Annotated in this window: 19 protein-coding genes; 16 read left to right on the forward strand and 3 right to left on the reverse strand. The window is 43.8% G+C overall.

The features are described 5' to 3' along the window. The coding region (locus tag LZT22_RS03835) for an IS30 family transposase (protein WP_233923745.1) at window positions 1–401 on the forward strand (401 nt) is incomplete at its 5' end. Here the strand turns inward: LZT22_RS03835 and LZT22_RS03840 are convergent. Beyond that, a complete protein-coding gene (locus LZT22_RS03840; RefSeq protein WP_233923746.1) occupies window positions 364–1,089 on the reverse strand; it encodes a TetR/AcrR family transcriptional regulator in 726 nt (241 codons plus the stop codon). The genes LZT22_RS03835 and LZT22_RS03840 overlap by 38 nt on opposite strands. A gap of 243 nt (window positions 1,090–1,332) precedes the next feature. On the opposite strand from LZT22_RS03840, the gene LZT22_RS03845 reads away from it, so the two are divergent. The 15 genes from LZT22_RS03845 (at window position 1,333) to LZT22_RS03915 (ending at window position 15,890) form a co-directional block, all read left to right on the forward strand. Next, complete coding sequence (locus LZT22_RS03845) at window positions 1,333–3,003, forward strand: formate--tetrahydrofolate ligase (protein WP_233923747.1); 1,671 nt, start codon at window positions 1,333–1,335, stop codon at window positions 3,001–3,003. Between the two features lie 57 nt (window positions 3,004–3,060). Further along, entirely contained in the window at window positions 3,061–4,281 is a 1,221-nt protein-coding gene (locus LZT22_RS03850; protein ID WP_233923748.1) for an aromatic ring-hydroxylating dioxygenase subunit alpha, read from the forward strand. Between the two features lie 33 nt (window positions 4,282–4,314). Further along, entirely contained in the window at window positions 4,315–4,773 is a 459-nt protein-coding gene (locus LZT22_RS03855; RefSeq protein ID WP_233923749.1) for a methanesulfonate monooxygenase, read from the forward strand. Between the two features lie 18 nt (window positions 4,774–4,791). Further along, complete coding sequence (locus tag LZT22_RS03860) at window positions 4,792–5,841, forward strand: 2Fe-2S iron-sulfur cluster binding domain-containing protein (RefSeq protein WP_233923750.1); 1,050 nt, start codon at window positions 4,792–4,794, stop codon at window positions 5,839–5,841. 49 nt (window positions 5,842–5,890) lie between these two features. Then, complete coding sequence (locus LZT22_RS03865; protein ID WP_233923751.1) at window positions 5,891–6,199, forward strand: Rieske 2Fe-2S domain-containing protein; 309 nt, start codon at window positions 5,891–5,893, stop codon at window positions 6,197–6,199. Between the two features lie 158 nt (window positions 6,200–6,357). Continuing rightward, entirely contained in the window at window positions 6,358–7,482 is a 1,125-nt protein-coding gene (locus tag LZT22_RS03870) for an ABC transporter substrate-binding protein (protein ID WP_233923752.1), read from the forward strand. Between the two features lie 90 nt (window positions 7,483–7,572). Continuing rightward, entirely contained in the window at window positions 7,573–8,454 is an 882-nt protein-coding gene (locus LZT22_RS03875) for an ABC transporter permease (RefSeq protein ID WP_233923753.1), read from the forward strand. A gap of 3 nt (window positions 8,455–8,457) precedes the next feature. Further along, window positions 8,458–9,309, forward strand: a complete 852-nt coding sequence (locus tag LZT22_RS03880; protein ID WP_233923754.1) for an ABC transporter ATP-binding protein — start codon at window positions 8,458–8,460, stop codon at window positions 9,307–9,309. A gap of 3 nt (window positions 9,310–9,312) precedes the next feature. Beyond that, window positions 9,313–10,131 carry an ABC transporter permease gene (locus LZT22_RS03885; protein ID WP_233923755.1) on the forward strand — a complete coding sequence of 273 codons (819 nt, stop codon included), beginning with the start codon at window positions 9,313–9,315 and terminating at the stop codon, window positions 10,129–10,131. A gap of 30 nt (window positions 10,132–10,161) precedes the next feature. Further along, window positions 10,162–11,019, forward strand: coding sequence for an ABC transporter ATP-binding protein (locus tag LZT22_RS03890; protein ID WP_233923756.1), 858 nt, complete (start codon window positions 10,162–10,164; stop codon window positions 11,017–11,019). A 45-nt stretch (window positions 11,020–11,064) separates the two neighbouring features. Then, window positions 11,065–11,931, forward strand: coding sequence for a 3-methyl-2-oxobutanoate hydroxymethyltransferase (gene panB / locus LZT22_RS03895; protein ID WP_233923757.1), 867 nt, complete (start codon window positions 11,065–11,067; stop codon window positions 11,929–11,931). A gap of 73 nt (window positions 11,932–12,004) precedes the next feature. Continuing rightward, complete coding sequence (locus tag LZT22_RS03900; RefSeq protein WP_255700908.1) at window positions 12,005–12,763, forward strand: sulfite exporter TauE/SafE family protein; 759 nt, start codon at window positions 12,005–12,007, stop codon at window positions 12,761–12,763. Window positions 12,764–12,767: 4 nt separating this feature from the next. Then, window positions 12,768–13,841: a hypothetical protein gene (locus LZT22_RS03905; RefSeq protein WP_233923759.1), complete on the forward strand. Its 1,074-nt coding sequence runs from the start codon at window positions 12,768–12,770 to the stop codon at window positions 13,839–13,841. Between the two features lie 152 nt (window positions 13,842–13,993). Continuing rightward, window positions 13,994–15,310 carry a sulfite dehydrogenase gene (soxC, locus tag LZT22_RS03910; RefSeq protein ID WP_233923760.1) on the forward strand — a complete coding sequence of 439 codons (1,317 nt, stop codon included), beginning with the start codon at window positions 13,994–13,996 and terminating at the stop codon, window positions 15,308–15,310. Then, complete coding sequence (locus tag LZT22_RS03915; protein WP_233923761.1) at window positions 15,297–15,890, forward strand: c-type cytochrome; 594 nt, start codon at window positions 15,297–15,299, stop codon at window positions 15,888–15,890. Before soxC ends, LZT22_RS03915 begins: the two co-directional genes overlap by 14 nt. Before the next feature lie 43 nt (window positions 15,891–15,933). Here the strand turns inward: LZT22_RS03915 and LZT22_RS03920 are convergent, their stop codons facing one another. Further along, the gene (locus LZT22_RS03920; protein WP_233923762.1) at window positions 15,934–16,848 is read right to left on the reverse strand and encodes a bifunctional enoyl-CoA hydratase/phosphate acetyltransferase; all 915 of its coding nucleotides are present in this window, start codon (window positions 16,846–16,848) and stop codon (window positions 15,934–15,936) included. Further along, window positions 16,848–17,648 carry an IclR family transcriptional regulator gene (locus LZT22_RS03925; protein ID WP_233923763.1) on the reverse strand — a complete coding sequence of 267 codons (801 nt, stop codon included), beginning with the start codon at window positions 17,646–17,648 and terminating at the stop codon, window positions 16,848–16,850. Before LZT22_RS03925 ends, LZT22_RS03920 begins: the two co-directional genes overlap by 1 nt. Between the last annotated feature and the right edge of the window lie 19 nt (window positions 17,649–17,667).

The raw sequence follows: 17,667 nt of genomic DNA on the forward strand, positions 1-17,667 counted from the left end.
GCAAGAGCGGCTATGCGTTGATCGCTAAAGTGAGCAACAAAACCTCGGATCTGGTGAGCCAGGCCATCATTACTAAATTAAACCCCGTGACCCCACTCGTTAAAACCCTGACTTTTGACAACGGGAAAGAATTTGCCGAGCACGCTAGGATTGATAAGGCATTGCAATCAATAACGTATTTTGCTGATCCGTTTGCCAGCTGGCAACGCGGATCAAACGAAAACTTCAATGGTCTATTGCGTCAATATATCCCGAAAAAGAGACCTCTATCTACTGTGACCGATAAGGAGCTTAGAATGATTCAAGAAGAACTAAATAGTCGCCCTAGAAAGCGCTTGGGATTTAAAACCCCCAATGAAGTGTTTATGCAGTCCTTAAACCGTGTTGCACTTCGTGTTTGAATCTACGGGCTTTAACTAAGCGTAACTTAGGATAATTCGCTTTAGCGCCATCAAGGAAATTTTCAATTGATCGGGTTAAGTAGCCTTCAAAATTAATTTTAGTCTCGTGGTTAAAAATATATTTACGGGTAGCATAAGCAAAGAAACTACCATGTAAGACCCAAACAAATTCTCGCTCATCATCGGAGATTGGCCCCCAGCTTTTATCATCACCGCAGAGGGCTCTTAAGGCCATGCAAACTGGATCAATCAGCCGTTGACGAATCATCTTGAGGTATTTCTGATTCATGCCAGTGCCCGCTAAACCTGAATATAAATACACCCGAATCCACCGGCGCGAGAAGCTATCCTCAAAATATTGTTGATAAAAGGTTACGAGGCGCTTTTTTAGGGGAATAGTTTGGTTTTCTAGTAACGCATCCCACTCTTTTTGCCAAGAGTCTAAGAAGATGATTTCGAACACTTCTTCCATCAAGACCTGTTTTGAAGGGAAGTAGCGGTAGAGTAGGGGTTGGGTAATGCCTAGGCGCTCAGACAGTTCCCTAGTTTTGCCAGTAAAGCCTAGTTCAGCAAAGTAATCGATAGCCCCCGCCAAAATGAGCTCGCGCCGCTGACTCGGCGCCATTCTGATGCGCGATTTTTGTGGCGCCTTTTTGGCTGGTTTGCGTTTAGCAACTTTAAGGGGCATATGGTGTTATAAAACCTAGTAAATGCTGCAATATTGAAATACCCAAAAATCGTAAAAGGCTTGATAAGCTATTGTATTTACTTGGATGCCCCTTAGCGTTGCAGGTCGTCTAAGTAGTTTCCCTAATTAATTGTTGATAAATACTGTGAAATTTTTGCATTAATGTTGTATAGTTCTAATTATCAATAGATTAATTAAGCTTTAGGCCGTCTTCAGATAACCGTTAATTTTACAGAGGTTCAAATGCCAAGTGATATCGAAATAGCTCAAAAAGCGACCATGAAAAAGATCGCCGGCATTGCCAAGGAGCGCTTAGGCATTCCTGAAGACTCGCTAGAGCCATTTGGGCATTACAAGGCCAAGGTCTCATTAGCTTATTTAGATACCTTAAAAAACAAAAAAGACGGCAAACTTATCTTAGTAACAGCAATTAGTCCAACCCCCGCAGGCGAAGGTAAAACCACCACTACGGTTGGCTTGGGCGATGCGCTGAACCATATCGGCAAAAAAGCCATGATTTGTTTGCGTGAACCCTCTCTTGGCCCAGTGTTTGGCGTAAAGGGCGGGGCAGCCGGGGGAGGCTACGCCCAAATCGTGCCCATGGAAGATATTAATTTGCATTTCACGGGCGATTTTTCGGCGATTGCCTTGGCTAATAACTTGCTAGCGGCTTTAATTGATAACCATATTTATCATGGCAATACCTTGGGTATTGATGTGCGTCGTATTCAATGGAAGCGGGTAGTGGATATGAATGACCGCGCTCTACGCTCCATTACTGCTGGCTTGGGAGGCCCTGGTAATGGCTACCCCCGTGAAGATGGCTTTGATATTGTGGTTGCCTCAGAGATCATGGCAATTTTCTGTTTGGCCACGTCAATCGAGGATTTAAAAGAGCGTTTGTCAAAAATTGTGGTTGGCTATACCCGCGATTTAAAGCCCGTTTTAGCAAAAGATCTGAATGCGCATGGTGCCATGACGGTATTGCTTAAAGATGCGCTGGCACCTAATTTGGTGCAAACCTTAGAAAATAATCCAGCCTTTGTTCATGGTGGCCCCTTTGCCAATATTGCCCATGGTTGTAATTCAGTTATTGCCACTCAAGCCGCATTGAAGTTAGCGGATTATGTAGTGACAGAGGCAGGGTTTGGTGCGGACTTGGGCGCTGAAAAGTTTATTGATATTAAATGCCGTAAGTCAGGTTTGCGTCCTGCGGCTGTCGTGATCGTAGTAACAGTGCGCGCGATGAAGTATCACGGTGGAGTTGATGTTGCCAATTTAACTAAAGAAGACTTAATTGCCTTAGATAAGGGTTTGGTCAATTTGGAGCGTCACGTTGAAAACATTACTCAGGTCTATAACTTACCCTGCGTTGTTTCGATCAATCAATTCTTGAGTGATACCGATGCAGAAATCGATTTGATTCGTAAGCGGATGGATCGTTTTGGAGCAAAAGTAGTAGTGGCTTCGCATTGGGCCCATGGCGGTAAAGGTGCGGCAGATCTAGCCAAGATTGTTGTTGACCTTTGCGAATCTGATAAAAAAATGCAGTTTGTTTACGAAGAAGAAGATACGCTTTGGGAAAAAATTAATAAAATCGCAAAACGGGTTTACCGTGCTGGGGAAGTAAATGCGGATTCAAAAGTCCGTGCGCAAATTGCCAGTCTGCAGGAGCAGGGTTATGGGCATTACCCAGTATGTGTAGCCAAAACTCAAAGTTCTTTTTCAACCGATGCAAAATTACGTGGCGCTCCAGAGGGACACACCATTACTGTGCGTGAAGTTCGCTTGGCTGCTGGCGCTGAATTTATCGTCATGGTTTGTGGTGACATCATGACCATGCCTGGTTTACCTAAGGTACCTTCGGCAGAAAAAATTGACTATATTGACGGCAAAGTAACAGGCCTTTTTTAATCAGCAATCTTTTATCAGCGTAACTTCAATCAATTTATCTTAATTAGGGAGCGAAATATGTCTCGTAATTCTGCCGAATGGCTGCAAACCCCGAGTTTTCCGAACTCACATTTTGTCGACAGCCGCATTTACACCGATGAAGGTTTATTTAAAGAAGAGCAAGAAAAAATCTTTAACAAAAGCTGGATTATTGCTTGCCATGAGAGCGAGTTAGTTAATGCTTTCGATTATCGTACCTTTAGCCATCCAGGCGGAGCGCCCTTAATTATTGTGCGCGGTGAAGATATGCAGGTCCGCTCTTTTTACAATATTTGCCCACACCGTGGCAACACGTTGTTGTACGATCCGGTGGGCAATGCGAAGCGCATCACTTGTATTTTCCATGCTTGGATGTTTGATACCAAAGGTAAGTGTATTGAAATTTCACGTGGCACACAGGGCTACCAAGATCGTTATACCTGTGAAAATGCTGGCTTGAGAGAAGTTAGAACTGAAATTGGTTACGGTGGCTTCGTTTGGGTTAACGTTGATGATCAAGCGCCAACACTAAAAGAATATATCGGCGATTCGATGAATATGCTGGATGATAATTTATCGATGCCATTAGAAGTATTCCACTACCACAAGGCTATCGTCGATACGAACTATAAATTGTGGCACGACACTAACAGTGAGTTTTATCACGATTACATGCACTACTTCAATAAAGCTACAGGCATGATGCAGCCTGGTTATTTTGATCGCAAATATACCGGTTATCCCAATGGTCACGCAACGGTAGGTTCAATGGAAGTAAAGTATGACGCCTATACCAAAGGTAGCAAAGAACGTGCTGTAGGTTGGCCTGGGCTTGCGCCAGGGGGCTGGATCTTGATTGATATCTTTCCTGGGATGACATTTAATTTACGCACGTCGGTTTTACGCATGGATACCGCTATTCCACTCGGCCCTAATAAATTGATTATTGAATTTAGGGGTCTTGCACCGAAAAGCGATACTCCAGAACAGCGTGCTGAACGTATTCATGATCACAATGTCATTTGGGGTCCATTTGGCCGTAATCTGCATGAAGACTTGCTTGGCGTTCATGGTCAAGGCAGAGCGATGCGCGATGGGACTGATAGCAAGTGGGTGATTCATGGTCGCGAGGAAAATTCGACGATTCATGATGAAGTTGGTATGCGTCATTTTTATGCAGAGTGGAGCAAAAAAATGCAACGGCCCGCTTTTAATCCGCTTGGCGATAACAAGTTAAATGCTGTGAAAGAAGTTGCTTAACTTACAGACTGCTTTATTTTTGAGAGAGTAATAATGGATGATCGTATACAAATTTCAGAGCTTATTTATAAAAGTTTTTTGACTTTAGACGATTTGAATTTTGCCGGTTTTATAGCCTTATGTGATCCCCAGTACCACTACAAAATTACGGCTTATAGCCCTGAAATACGTAAAGAGATGATTTGGCTAGAGGAGTCGCGTGATTCTCTCAAGTTGTTATTTGATAACTTACCAAAACATAATAGCGATCACTCACGCCTCTCTCGCTTAGGGAATGTGTACTTAGTCAGTAAAGCAGGCGCCCATGAGTGGGATGCAGTCACTTTTCTAGAAGTTTTTAGAACCACCCTAGATGGGGGTGCAACCGAATTATTTGCGGTGGCTAAGGTGTATGACAAGATTACTGAAGCCAACAAAGAATTTAAATTACTGAGTCGTGAAATTAAGATGGAGACCCGCATGTTTGGCTTTGGTCACCATATTCCTTTTTAAGGCTTGATAAGTACCACGATGAAAGTTGAATTAATCGGCGCGGGCGAAACTACCCAAGTTTATGAGTCTAAAGCGAGCAGCCGCCTTTTATATTCTGGGTTAAAAGAGGGTGCGGATGTGCCCTATGAGTGTGCGACAGGAACCTGTGGTACTTGTAAGGTCAAGCGCATTTCTGGAGAATTTAGTTGGTTATGGGCTGAAGCTCCGGCACGTGCTCTGCTGAAATCGACGGATGATTTTTTATTATGCCAGTGTGCGGCCTCAACTGATTTAAAAATCGAGGTTCGTTCAAAATTAAAGCCGCTTAAGGCAGTCGACCAAAGGCCACAATGGTTAACCGGTGAAATTTATGCTGCGGCTACGGTTGCCCCAGGCGTAATGACTTTTTCGGTAAAACTTTCACAGCCAATCTCTTTTATGCCAGGGCAATTTATGGTCTTAGAGTTTGCAGGGATACAAGGTGGAAGAGCATGGTCAATGACCAATCAGGCCAAATTCACGGATACGCTAGATTTTGTCATTAAAAAGAAACCCCAAGGACACCTATCTGATTACTTATTTGAGCAAGAAAATGTAATTGGGCTGAAGGCTAATTTATTTGGCCCCATTGGCAAAGCAGTTTACGAGGGTGAGTTAGATCGAGATTTAGTCTGTATAGCAGGCGGGACTGGCATGGCTGGAATGATGTCGATTTTGGCAGCCTTCATCGCCTCTGGGGCATACCTGCGTAATCGTGCTGATGTATTTTTTGGTGTCCGCACTCCCGCCGATTTATTTTTTGTCAGCGAGCTAAGACAATTTGTCGAGCAGTCAAAAGGCGCTCTAAAGGTCTTGGTAGCCTTTTCAGATGGCCCTGCGAGCGCTGAATTAATCGCAGCAAACCCACTGCTAACCTTCGATCAGGGTTTTGTACATGAAGTGGCCATGCGCGTGATGGAAGGACAATTTACCCCCAAAACAAGAGCCTATTTGGCAGGACCGCCTCCCTTAGTAGATGGTGCCCTAAGAATGCTGTTATTAAAAGCGCGCATACCAGCAACAGAAATTTTATACGACAAATTTGGTTAATATCTGTCAAATTTTATGAAAATAATTCTCTACATTTATTGGAAATAGCATGGCTTCAACTTTTATCTGTAAAAAATCGGATATTCCGCAAGATGGATTTAAGGTTTTTGATGTTGCTGATGGCAAATTACTGATTGCCAATTCAGATGATGGCTACTATGGCTACAACGGCTATTGCCCACACCAAGAAGTTTGCCTTGCGGAAGCCCTTTATGACGGTAAGGTTTTAACTTGTCATGAGCACTTGTGGCAGTGGGACATTGTTTCTGGCGAGCCGCAGGGCTTGGCTGAAGGGCCTTTAGTTACAAAGCCAATTGAGCAAATTAATGATGAAATTCACTTGCTAGACGCCGCATAATCACCTATTTTTACGTATTTAAAAGAACTCTTGCAGAACTAAGGGATAACACCGATTCAGAATTTTATAAATTCCTATATTTTCCAATGGTAGGCTTATTTATAGGAATTTAAATAACGACCAGTTAATCAAACTGGGTAATAAATTGGGAGACACGAATGAAATTTGCATCAATTAAAAAAAATAGCTTGAAATATTTGTTGGCTGGGCTTGTAAGTGCTGGCTGTATTTCGCCTGGTTTAGCCCAAACAATTGATTATGGAAAAGTGGGCTCGCCAGTTAATTTAGTGGTGGGCTATCAACCCTATTACACAGAGGCTTGGTCGGGCGTGATTATGCGCGGTAAAAAGTTTTACGAAAAATATTTACCCAAAGGCTCAACAGTTGAGTTTCAAGTCGGCTTGCAGGGCGCTATTATTGTAAATAATATGTTGGCCGGTAAACAACAAATTGGTTACGTTGGCGATATGCCTGCGATTGTTTCCACTACCAAGCCAGAGGTTGCCGATATTCGTCTTGTTGGTGTGTTGGGTATGGGCAAGGATATGTGCAATATTGTTTTAGTAAGGCCTGATGCGCCAGATTTTAAAACGCCCAAAGATGCCTTTCAATGGTTAAACGGTAAAATTATGGCCTCACCGAAGGGCTCTTGTACCGACAGGTTTGTGCAAGATGCTTTCAAAAAAGAAAATGTTAAACCTGAAAATTACCTGAACCAAAATATTGAAGTAATTACCAGTAACTTTAGAGCGAAAAAAATTGATGGCGCTGCAATTTGGGAGCCAACTGCCTCTAAATTAGTTGAAGAAGGTTTGGCGAAGCGGGTTGCCTCGGGTTTTACGGTTGGCTTAAGCGACGGCGGTTTTTTAACCATGCGTGACGATTTAATTAAAGCTAGGCCTGACGTTGCCCAAGCTTGGTTGAACGCTGAGCTAGATGCGCAACTCTTTTTGGCTGATGAGAAAAATGCTAAAGAGGTAATTGATATTGCTATGGCCCAACTTACTGGCTTTACCCGTTCATCTATTTCTAAATCGGTGTATGGTCAAAGCCCAGATCAACTGGGTAGTAAAGTACGTTTTAATTTGCCATTTACCTTTACTCCTGATGTTCGCTCACTACTTACGGGGGCCACAACGTTTTTAAAAGATATGAAGGCAATTAATGTTTCTGAATTACGCAGTGATGCGATCGTTTCCAAGTTTGCTGACGAAGCTTTGAAGGCGAGAAATTTAAAAGCGCCAATTGGTGATGTAGCAGTAATTAATCCGGCACCAATTTAATTTTTATGCGACCCCCTTTGTAATTAAAGGGGGTTTTTTTCGAGTATTAATTTATCAAATGATTTTTAGTTTACCGATTATTGCTATTTCATGACGAAATCAAATGATTCAAATCCAACAGTAAAGCAGCAGCGGCTGAGTTTCGAAATTCGCGAAGGCTCGTTGTTGGCGAAAATTTTAAGCCCACGCCTTTTTTTGATGCTGGTAGGTTTCATTATTTTTTTAGGTTTTTGGCACTTATCCGTTGAGGTTTGGCGGTTACCACGTTTTGCACAAATGCCAGCTTTGCGCACCGTTGTTACCGAGATACTCAGCCCCAATCCCACTTATGGCATTTCTTTTTTTGTCGGCGAATACTATCAACATATTCTTGCCAGTTGCCTGCGTGTTTTCATTGCTTTTGCGTTGGCGACAATTTTAGGTGTGCCGCTTGGGCTTTTCTTAGGTTGGTCGACGAAATTTAGGGAATATGTCTTTCCGGTGTTTGAAATGTTGCGACCCATACCGATCTTAGCTTGGGTGCCACTGGCCATCATTATGTTTACTAGCCTAGAGGCGCCAGTCATTTTCTTGGCTTTTCTAGCTTCATTTTTTGTGACCGCCCTAAATACCATGCTCGGTGTCGAATCGATTGATGAGTCTTATTTCAGAGCTGCAAAGTGTTTAGGTGCTAAGGACTACCAAGTCTTTTTAAATGTGGTGATTCCAGGGGCTACGCCGTTTATTTTTACGGGCTTACAAATTTCGATTGGCGTTTGTTGGTTTTCTCTAGTGGCAGCTGAAATGGTCTCGGGGCAGTTTGGACTTGGCTACATTATTAATACTTCATATACCAATGTACGTTATCCAACCATCATTATTGGGATGGTGACTTTAGGGTTTATCGGTTACTTAACGAGCGCAATGGTGCGTGCGGTTGGTAAGCGATTGATGCAATGGCGTATGCGTGAGTTAGCGCTATCTGGAAATTAAGCAATGAATGAATCTGTAAAAACAAGCCAACATATGGGTCGTGGTCAAATTTCAATTGATAACGTCGTCAAAATTTATGATCCTGAAGGTGCTGCAGTGATGGCAGTCGATCATTGCTCGCTGGAAATCGCAGCTGGTGAAATTTGCATGATTGTTGGCCCATCAGGTTGCGGTAAAACTACTCTATTGAATGCGATAGCAGGCTTTCATAGTATTAATAGTGGCAGCATTACGCTGGATGGAAAACTTCTCTGTGGCCCCGGTAAGCCCCAAGCAACACCTGGCTCTGATCGCATCGTAGTCTTTCAAAACGGCGCTTTATTTCCCTGGAAAAATGTGCTGGATAACATGATGTTTGGGCCTGTAATGGCCGGCAAAATGGGTATCAAAGAAATTAAAGAAAAAGCCTTTTCGATGATGGCTGATGCAGGGCTCTCGGGTACTGAAAATAATTTTCCTGGTGAGCTTTCCTCAGGCGTTCGGCGCCGCGTTGAAATAGTGCGCGCGTTAATGAACGACCCGAGTGTGTTGTTGTTAGATGAGCCCTATCGCGCGCTAGATTCATTAACAAAATCGGTAATGCATGAAGCTCTGTTGGATATTTATTATAAAAATAAAGTTACTATATTTTTTATTACTCATGATTTACAAGAGGCTTTATTTTTGGGCAATAAAGTAGCGATTATGACAAGTCGCCCTTGTAAGCCAAAAAAGGTATTAACCGTTGATATTCCGTATCCAAGAAGTTATAGCGTAGTAACCGATCAACGCTTTAGAGATTTAATGGAAGAGACTAGTGATTTAGTGCATGAAGAGGCGAAAAAATCATTCGCTGCTGGCGAAAGGGAGGGCTAGTTGATGATTCGCTCAGTGCAAAAATTCTTTTTTAATCGCTCTTCCCGTCGAGCCACGATTGCAATCATTGTCTTTCTGTTGTTTTGGGAAACCTGTTCACGTTCAATGGGCTGGTTCGGTTTTCAAGTGCCGTGGATTGGCAAAATTCCCGCTCCCTCTGCTGTTATTACAGCCTGGATTCCATTGCTTACCGATAGCGGCTATTGGACGAGTTGGTACCTAAGCTCTAAACGCGTCTTCACCGGTTTCTTAATGGCCATGATTCTCGGTATTCCTTTCGGATTATTGTTAGCGATTAATCGGACGGCCTATGGAATCATGTTTCCAACTTTTGAGGTATTACGTCCCATACCACCTTTGGCATGGGTGCCTGCAGCGATTATTTTCTGGCCCACTGCCGAAATGTCAATTGCATTCGTCACCTTTTTAGGCGCCTTTTATACGATTGTGATTAATGTGCTTGGTGGAGCGCAATCGATTGACCAGCGTTTTTTCCAGGCTGCCCGCTCAATGGGTTCATCACAATGGGATATTTTTAAACGGATTGTCTTGCCAGCTACGGTACCCTCCATTGCGGTTGGTGCTTCAGTGGGAATGGGTATTACCTGGGAAGTAGTAGTTGCAGCTGAAATGATTTCTGGCGGCGGTTCAGACGGCGGTGGTAAGGGCGGTGGGCTTGGCTTCTTTATTTGGGACTCTTATTTAGGGGGCTCGTACCAACAAATTGTAGTGGGAATGATTTCGATTGGTATTGCGGGATATTTATCAAGCTCACTAATTCGCGTCTTAGGTGATCATTTCTCAAAATGGACTCGCAGGTAATTGGGTGCTAACGCTATGACAAATATCAATATGAAAAATAAAGCTACAGGCGAAATTGTGCTCAAGTCAGTGAGTAAATCTTATGGCTACGGTGACAGCCTTAAAGAAGTGATTAAAGATTGCTCGCTCACTATTGAGTCTGGAAGGTTAACGGTCATGATTGGCCCTTCAGGATGCGGTAAAAGTACCCTAATTCGTTTGTTAGCGGGCTTTGAAAAACCAACTAGTGGCGCTTTAACTATAGATGGCAAGTCGATTACTGGACCAGGTAAAGATCGCTTAGTGGTATTTCAAGAGTCGGCTTTATTTCCTTGGCAAACTACCGCAGATAATATTATGTTTGGTCCGATTGCCCGAGGTGAAAACACCAAAGAATCGCGCGATTTGGCCGGCTTTTTGTTAAATAAAGTAGGCTTAAGTCAATTTAAAGCAAAATTTCCAAATCAATTGTCGGGCGGTATGCAAAGGCGTTGTGAATTAGCGCGGGCTTTGGTTAATTTACCCGAGGTGATGGTGCTCGACGAACCATTTCGTGGTTTAGATGAAATGAGTAAAGAGTTAATGTGGGAATACTATGCAAATTTGTATGAAGAAAATCGACATACTAATTTTTTTGTGACCACTGATATTGATGAGGCAATTTTTTTGGCTGATCGCTTAATCATTATGACAAATATTCCTACTCAAGTAGCGCACGTTATCGAGGTTGATATTCCTAGGCCTAGAAGGCTAAAAAGCTTATTCGAGCTAGACCGTGCAAATGAAATAAAAATGGAAGCCTTAAAGATTTTGCATACTGAGGCAATGAAATCATTTAAGAGTGGAAGTAAGGCGGCTGCAGATTTTATTGACGCCTATTCAAAACGGGTTGAGCCGCTTGCGTCTTAATTTTATAGTGTGGTTTGTAATTTATGTTAATGAGGAGATTTAGAAATGTCTGATACACCAGTAAAAAGAAAAAAAATGACCATTCCGATGTTGAATGCGAAGAAAAAGAATAAAGAGCCGATCGTTCAGCTTGCAGTTTATGACTATGAGAATGCCATCATTGCCGATCGTTTAGGTATTGATATTCTTTGTGTTAGTGATACTGGTGGCATGGTGCTATTTGGCCATGAATCAACCACTTCAGTGTCATTTGAAGAAGTCATGTTTATGGCTCAAGCAGTAAAGCGTGGCTCGCAATATGGTTTACGCATGGTTGATATGCCCTACATGAGTTTTCATCTTTCCGAGCAACAGGCTGTTGATAATGCTGCTCAATATGTTGCAAAAGCTGGTGCCGAAGTGATGAAGTGCGAAGGCAATATTCATCACGCCCGCAATATTGAAGCAATTATTAAAGCTGGTATCCCTGTGCAAGGCCATATCGGTATTTGCCCAATGAGAATGCCTCAATTAGGCGGTTTCGTTGCCCAAGGTAAAACAGCACAACGCGCTAAGGAATTGGTTGAAGATGCACAGGCATTCGTCGACGCCGGTTGCTTCTCAATCATGACGGAAGTTTGTACTTCAGAAGTAAGTCAGTATTTGGCTGAAACGTTAGATGTGCCAGTCATTAGTCTGGGTTCCGGAAGCACCTCGGACGGCGTGCATATTATTGGTTCTGATTTATTCCATCTATATGAAAAGCATGTACCACGCCATTCTAAAATTTATTGTGATTTAGTGCCTATTTTAGAAAAAGGCTATACCGAATATATGCATGACGTTAAAACTCGTCAATATCCCGGTAAAGAGCATACCGTTTTTATGAGTCCAGAAGAGTTGGATAAATTTAAAAAACTGGTTAATTGGTAAGCGTTTTACTCAGAATTTTGAGATGCTATAAATAGAGGGCTGTAAGGCCCTCTATTTATTTAAGGAGATCGAACTGGGATTATTTTTATTAGCCACAACTGCATTATTGGCGGGAACATTTATTGGTGCGGTGGGTGTGGGTGGGGTACTTTTGATTCCAGCCCTAATTGCATTTGCTGGCTTAGATATTCATCAGGCTAGCGCTTCAGCGCTTATCACCTTTATCTTTACCGGCGCTTTAGGTACTTATTTATTTCAAAGACGGGGTTCAATTAATTGGCGGATGTCGGTACCAGTGTGCCTCGGTACATTAATAGCTAGTTATTTGGGTGCCGAAGTGAATGCTATTACAGGCGATCATTTACTAATTGGCATTATTGGTTTGTTGGTTATTGCGGCCGGTGTCTGGGCATTAACGGCGCCCATTTCATCAGACCTTGCAGGCAACTCGGCTTCTCAGGTATTGACAATTAAAAAAACAGTTGTACTAATACTAGTTGGTTTAATTGCCGGATTTGGTTCAGGTCTTTCTGGAGCTGGCGGCCCACTATTTTTTGTACCCTTGATGCTAGTCTTAAAATTTAGTCCGCTGCTGATTATTGGTATTGCCCAAGTGATTCAGATTATTGGTTCAAGCTCAGGATCGGTGGCGAACATTCTTAATAGTGCGGTTGATTTTAAAATTGTCGCCTTTATCTTGCCGTTTGAATTAATTGGAATCTGGATTGGCGTCATCATTGCTCATCGTGTTCGCGTTGATCGCTTAAAGAAGGTGGCAGCTTGGTTATGTATTTTGGTAGGCGTTTATATGACAGTCAACTCCTTGGTTTAGTGTGATGCAGTCATCAGCGCTAAGTGATTATTTTGCGCAGCGAAAAATTCCTTTATTGGCACTCGGCCCTAGTCTTCTTTTGCCAGCTGAATTTTCATCAGTTGAGCAAGAATACTGGGCAGTAAGAAGATCAGTTGGTATTTTTGATTTTTCTTTTATGAGTACAGTTGAGTTAGTGGGTAGTGATGCTCTTGCCTTGCTTAAGCTAATTCAAAACCGTGATTGCGAGAAATTGGCGATTGGTAAAATTGCCTACAGCATGTTGTTAAATGAAAATGGTGAAGTTTGGTTAGATGCCACTGTTTGGCGACTGGGCCCTGAACATTTTTATTTAATTACCGGCAGTGCCATTTTGTCTTTTTTGTTGACTGCCGCAAGACCTTATAGCAATTTGCGTTTGCTAGAAATTTCAGAACAATATCAAGTCATTGCCGTGCAAGGACGGCATAGCAGCGCCTTATTGGAGACTGTTTTGGGGCTTAAGGCTAGTGATTTACCACAATATTTTGCTTTTAATCGGCCAGCTCGCTACCCCTCGTTATTGATTGCTCGTCTAGGGTATACCGGTGAACTAGGTTATGAGTTATTAGTGCCTCGCGCAGAGGCTATTACACTGTGGCAGCAATTACAGGCTATAGCTACTTTACCTGCCTTAGAATGTGGTTTTCTAGCCGCTAATATCTTGCGTATTGAAGCGGGCTTTATTTTATTTAGCAATGAATTAACTAAGCCACGCACACTTGCAGCCCTCGGAAAATTATTTGGCGCCGCAAGCGAGAGTGGGGCAGCAGGTTTGCAAACCAAACTCGTGGGTTTGCATTTTCCGCAGAGCGCTAAGGCGATAAATAGTGAGGTAAATTTCGACCGTGATTTAGGTCAAAAAATCGAGCTGACTAGTCACGCTTTTTCCCCTCAATTGGGATATGAAATTGGGCTCGGTTTTAGCTCTCAAGCAGTCTTAGTAGATGGGCCCCTGAACCCTCAAGCACGCCATGTTGCAGTGCTCCCTGGGGGCAGCAATTTAGGCCCTGTTTATATAGAAAAATTACCCTTTTCTGGCCTGTGTGCAAAGACCTAAAATAAGCCCTTCAGCTAATTTATCTATTTCTTTATCGTTTGATAGATAAGGGTAAATACTTAAGGGATTTATCTATGTATAAATAAGCCTAATCGGGCTATCCTAATCAACACAAATAAGCGTATTTATATAAAATTAAAGAGGAGCGTAGATTGAAAGAATCGGAAAAGATGCAGGCCATAGTGGCGGCTTCGCAAAAAGAACTCCAAGCCTCTACCTCAATGTCGCAGGAAGTTACACGACGATCATTTTTACGCCAAACGGTTGCGCTGGCTGGGGGAGCAGGAACCCTAGGAATGGCCAGCACTGCAGTCTTGGCAGACCCATTACCCATTCCTGCCTCCAATCAAATTATGGGCGCACCCTTAGTTGCTGCTTACGGTATGCCATCGAAATATGAAGCGAATGTGATTCGGCGTCGCTCCGATGTTTTGGTTAATAAGCAAACCTTGTCGGACTGGAGTATGACGCCACTGCAATCTACGCCAGGCATTGTCACTCCTAACGGATTATTTTACGAGCGTCACCACAATGGGGTGCCTGATATTAATCCAGATACCCATAAATTAGTGGTACATGGCATGGTGAGCAAGCCACTGGTATTAACCATGTCAGATTTAATGCGTTATCCAACTGTTACCAAATTTTATTTTATGGAGTGTTCCGGTAATGGCTTAACCGATTGGCTTAAGCCCGCTTCGAAAACAGTTCAACAAACTCATGGTTTACTCTCTTGCGCGCAATGGACTGGCGTACCTCTTTCGTGGGTGCTCGATGAGGCTGGTATTGATCCCAAGGCTACTTGGATTGTGGCAGAGGGAGCCGATGCTTCAGGCCACTTGCGTAGTTTGCCCCTAGATCGCATTATTGATGAGGCCATGTTGGCTTATGCTATGAATGGCGAAATGCTGCGCAGTGAAAATGGATTTCCTTTGCGCTTAATGATTCCGGGTTGGGAAGGTAACGTCAGCATTAAATGGCTGCGCCGTATTAAAGCGGGCACAGAGCCTTGGCATGTGCGCGGCGAAACTGCTCGCTATACCGATCCAATGCCAGATGGCAAATGGCGTAAGTTTAGTTTTGAGATGGAAGCTAAATCAGTCATCACTAACCCATCGGGAAGTATGAAGATTAAGCCGGGATATAACGAAATTACCGGCTTTGCTTGGTCTGGTAAGGGCAAGATTGCTGCGGTTGACGTTTCAGTTGATGGTGGTAAAAATTGGCAACAAGCTCGCTTGGAAGAGCCCGTAATTGATAAGTGCCTAACGCGATTTAACTTCAACTGGAATTGGCAGGGTGGCCCTGCGGTTATTGCTAGCCGCGCGGTTGATAGCACTGGATATGTGCAGCCGACTGTTGATGATATAAAAAAGGTACGTGCAATTACAGGCTTTGTACAACATCACAATGGCATTTTCCCATGGAATGTCAGCGCAAATGGGGAGGTGACAAATGGCATTGGTTAAAAAAATAATAATAATTACAGCAGGCTTAACTTTATTGGCGGCTTGTTCAACAGCGCAAAATACGGCGCCTAAAAATACCTCTGGGGCTGCTTTTGGTAAACCTATTGCAGAGAAAGATCTGCAGGCTTGGAATATTGATATTCGCACCCAAGATGGTCAGGGGTTGCCAGCCGGACAAGGGAATGCTGTATTGGGGGAAAAAGTGTATAACGCCAAGTGCGCTTCGTGCCACGGACCTGATGCTAAGGGCGGCCCAGTATTTGGCCCGATGGTTGGTGGTATTGGTTCGTTTAAGACCAATGCACGCGTTCTAACTCCAGGCAGTATGTATCCCTATGCACCGATCTTATTTGATTACGTGCGGCGAGCAATGCCGATGGATAAGCCACAGTCTTTAACAAATGATGAAGTATATGCACTGTCAGCCTATATCCTGAATTTAAATGGCTTAGTGGGTAAAACGGATGAAATGAATAGCAAGACTTTGGCAGCAGTAAAGATGCCTAATCGCGATGGCTTTATGGTTGATGATCGGCCTGATACCAATGCAGTGCGTTGCATGACCAACTGCAAGCCATGAAGTCTTGATGCGGGAAATGAAAAATCGCCTGCGGGCGATTTTTTTATGGCTGTGCGGTTAAGCGCAGCGCCAGAGCGGTAGACGCCACTCGAGAAAATACAGAGTCAGCGCGCGAGGTCAAAATAATCGGTACTTGTGCACCCAGAATAACGCCAGCACATTCGGCGCCCGCCATATAAATTAAGGCCTTATACAAAATATTGCCGACCTGTAAATCCGGCACCAATAAGAGATCGGGTTCTCCCGCCACAATGGATTCAATTCCTTTGGTTTTGGCGGAAAGGGCAGAGAGCGCATTATCAAAGCCAAGTGGACCTTCAATGACTGCACCAGGATAAATGGGTGTAATTTGATGGGCATCGACAATGGATTTTGCATCCATGGTTGCTGGCATGGCAGGGTTGACAACTTCAGTGGCCGCAATGATTGCAACTTTAGCCTGATGAATTCCCAGGCGGTCGAGCGCCTCTAGGCTACTCAATAAAATTTGCTGCTTTTGCGCTACATTCGGCGCGATATTGACGACGCAATCGCTGATACCCAGTAATTTAGGGTAGCTAGCCATCTCAAAAAGAAAAAGATGGCTGGTACGCCGTTTGGTACGTAAGCCGTCACGATCAACGATGGGACCCATTAAATCTTCGGTATGTTGTGAGCCTTTCATCAGCGCAGCAAATTCTCCTTGCTTGACCATTTGTACTGCTAATTGTGCTGCGGCAATAGGATTGTCGGGGGTGTCAATGAGACGAATATGGGTTAAATCTAAACCCACCTCTTTAGCCAATGAAGTGATGCGCTGTGCGGGGCCAAGTAAAGTGGGAAGGCATAGTTGATGCGCGAGAAGCTCACGCACAGTTTCAAGGGCTGGCAAGCTTAAGGGATAAACCACGCCCAGCGGCAAATGACTTTTGGCAGAAGCAATGAGCTGCTGCAAGCGCGGATAGGTAAAGCGACTCATTAGCTCAGGGTTTGTGAGACGCGTTGAGCCGCCTCTTGTAGTTGCGGAATATATTCCATCGCTTGATTTAGTGGCAGCCTAGCTGTGGCTGCGTGAATGGCAATTGCAGCAACCACGTCTTGGTTACTGTCGTATACGGGTACAGCAACACAAGATACGCCAATCACATATTCTTCATTATCGACCGCATAACCCGTCGTCACAATGCGCTCTAATTCAGACTCTAAAAGCGTGCGATCGGTAATCGTGCGATGGGTAAAAGGTTGTAGTGGAATATTTTGTAATAGTTGGCGGCGCTCCTCGGCGACTTTAAAGGCAAGCAGTAATTTACCGCTTGCACTGCAATGTGGAGGGAGCACTGTACCGGGAGGTAAATGTAAGCGCAGTGGCCAATCAGCCTCAACGCGGTCTAAATAAAATAACTCACCTCTACGCAATACCGCAAGGTTGCAGGTTTCGCCAACTTCAGCGACTAATTTTCTCAATACGCTATGGCGAATTGCGGCCACACTATCGTGCGTAATCGTAGCAATAGCTAATTTAGCGAGGCGTTCGCCAGGGGCATAGGTTTTCCCCCCAGGTTCTCGTGAGACTAAGCCAGCTTCTTCAAAGATGGCTAAGGTGCGGTGCAAAGATGCCTTTGGCATGGCGGTAATTTGCATCAGTTGCGCCAAAGTAGCCGGTTGAGAAAGGGTAGCTAGTGCCTCCAAAATAACCACGCCCTTCAGCATGGACGAATTTTCATTGGCGGGGTCTTTTTTAATGCCCTCCACTAGGTCTGTCAGGGTCGTTTCAAACATGACTAATCAATCTCAGGAA

This window comes from Polynucleobacter sp. IMCC 29146, assembly GCF_021395195.1.
GTDB lineage: Bacteria > Pseudomonadota > Gammaproteobacteria > Burkholderiales > Burkholderiaceae > Polynucleobacter.

Coding starts and splice junctions, on each gene's coding strand:
- LZT22_RS03925 (WP_233923763.1), bottom strand. CDS start 17,648: ATGTTTGAAACGACCCTGACAGACCTAGTGGAGGGCATTAAAAAAGAC.
- LZT22_RS03845 (WP_233923747.1), top strand. CDS start 1,333: ATGCCAAGTGATATCGAAATAGCTCAAAAAGCGACCATGAAAAAGATC.
- panB (WP_233923757.1), top strand. CDS start 11,065: ATGTCTGATACACCAGTAAAAAGAAAAAAAATGACCATTCCGATGTTG.
- LZT22_RS03905 (WP_233923759.1), top strand. CDS start 12,768: ATGCAGTCATCAGCGCTAAGTGATTATTTTGCGCAGCGAAAAATTCCT.
- LZT22_RS03870 (WP_233923752.1), top strand. CDS start 6,358: ATGAAATTTGCATCAATTAAAAAAAATAGCTTGAAATATTTGTTGGCT.
- LZT22_RS03840 (WP_233923746.1), bottom strand. CDS start 1,089: ATGCCCCTTAAAGTTGCTAAACGCAAACCAGCCAAAAAGGCGCCACAA.
- LZT22_RS03855 (WP_233923749.1), top strand. CDS start 4,315: ATGGATGATCGTATACAAATTTCAGAGCTTATTTATAAAAGTTTTTTG.
- LZT22_RS03860 (WP_233923750.1), top strand. CDS start 4,792: ATGAAAGTTGAATTAATCGGCGCGGGCGAAACTACCCAAGTTTATGAG.
- LZT22_RS03890 (WP_233923756.1), top strand. CDS start 10,162: ATGAAAAATAAAGCTACAGGCGAAATTGTGCTCAAGTCAGTGAGTAAA.
- LZT22_RS03880 (WP_233923754.1), top strand. CDS start 8,458: ATGAATGAATCTGTAAAAACAAGCCAACATATGGGTCGTGGTCAAATT.
- LZT22_RS03920 (WP_233923762.1), bottom strand. CDS start 16,848: ATGAGTCGCTTTACCTATCCGCGCTTGCAGCAGCTCATTGCTTCTGCC.
- LZT22_RS03915 (WP_233923761.1), top strand. CDS start 15,297: ATGGCATTGGTTAAAAAAATAATAATAATTACAGCAGGCTTAACTTTA.
- LZT22_RS03885 (WP_233923755.1), top strand. CDS start 9,313: ATGATTCGCTCAGTGCAAAAATTCTTTTTTAATCGCTCTTCCCGTCGA.
- LZT22_RS03850 (WP_233923748.1), top strand. CDS start 3,061: ATGTCTCGTAATTCTGCCGAATGGCTGCAAACCCCGAGTTTTCCGAAC.
- LZT22_RS03875 (WP_233923753.1), top strand. CDS start 7,573: ATGACGAAATCAAATGATTCAAATCCAACAGTAAAGCAGCAGCGGCTG.
- LZT22_RS03865 (WP_233923751.1), top strand. CDS start 5,891: ATGGCTTCAACTTTTATCTGTAAAAAATCGGATATTCCGCAAGATGGA.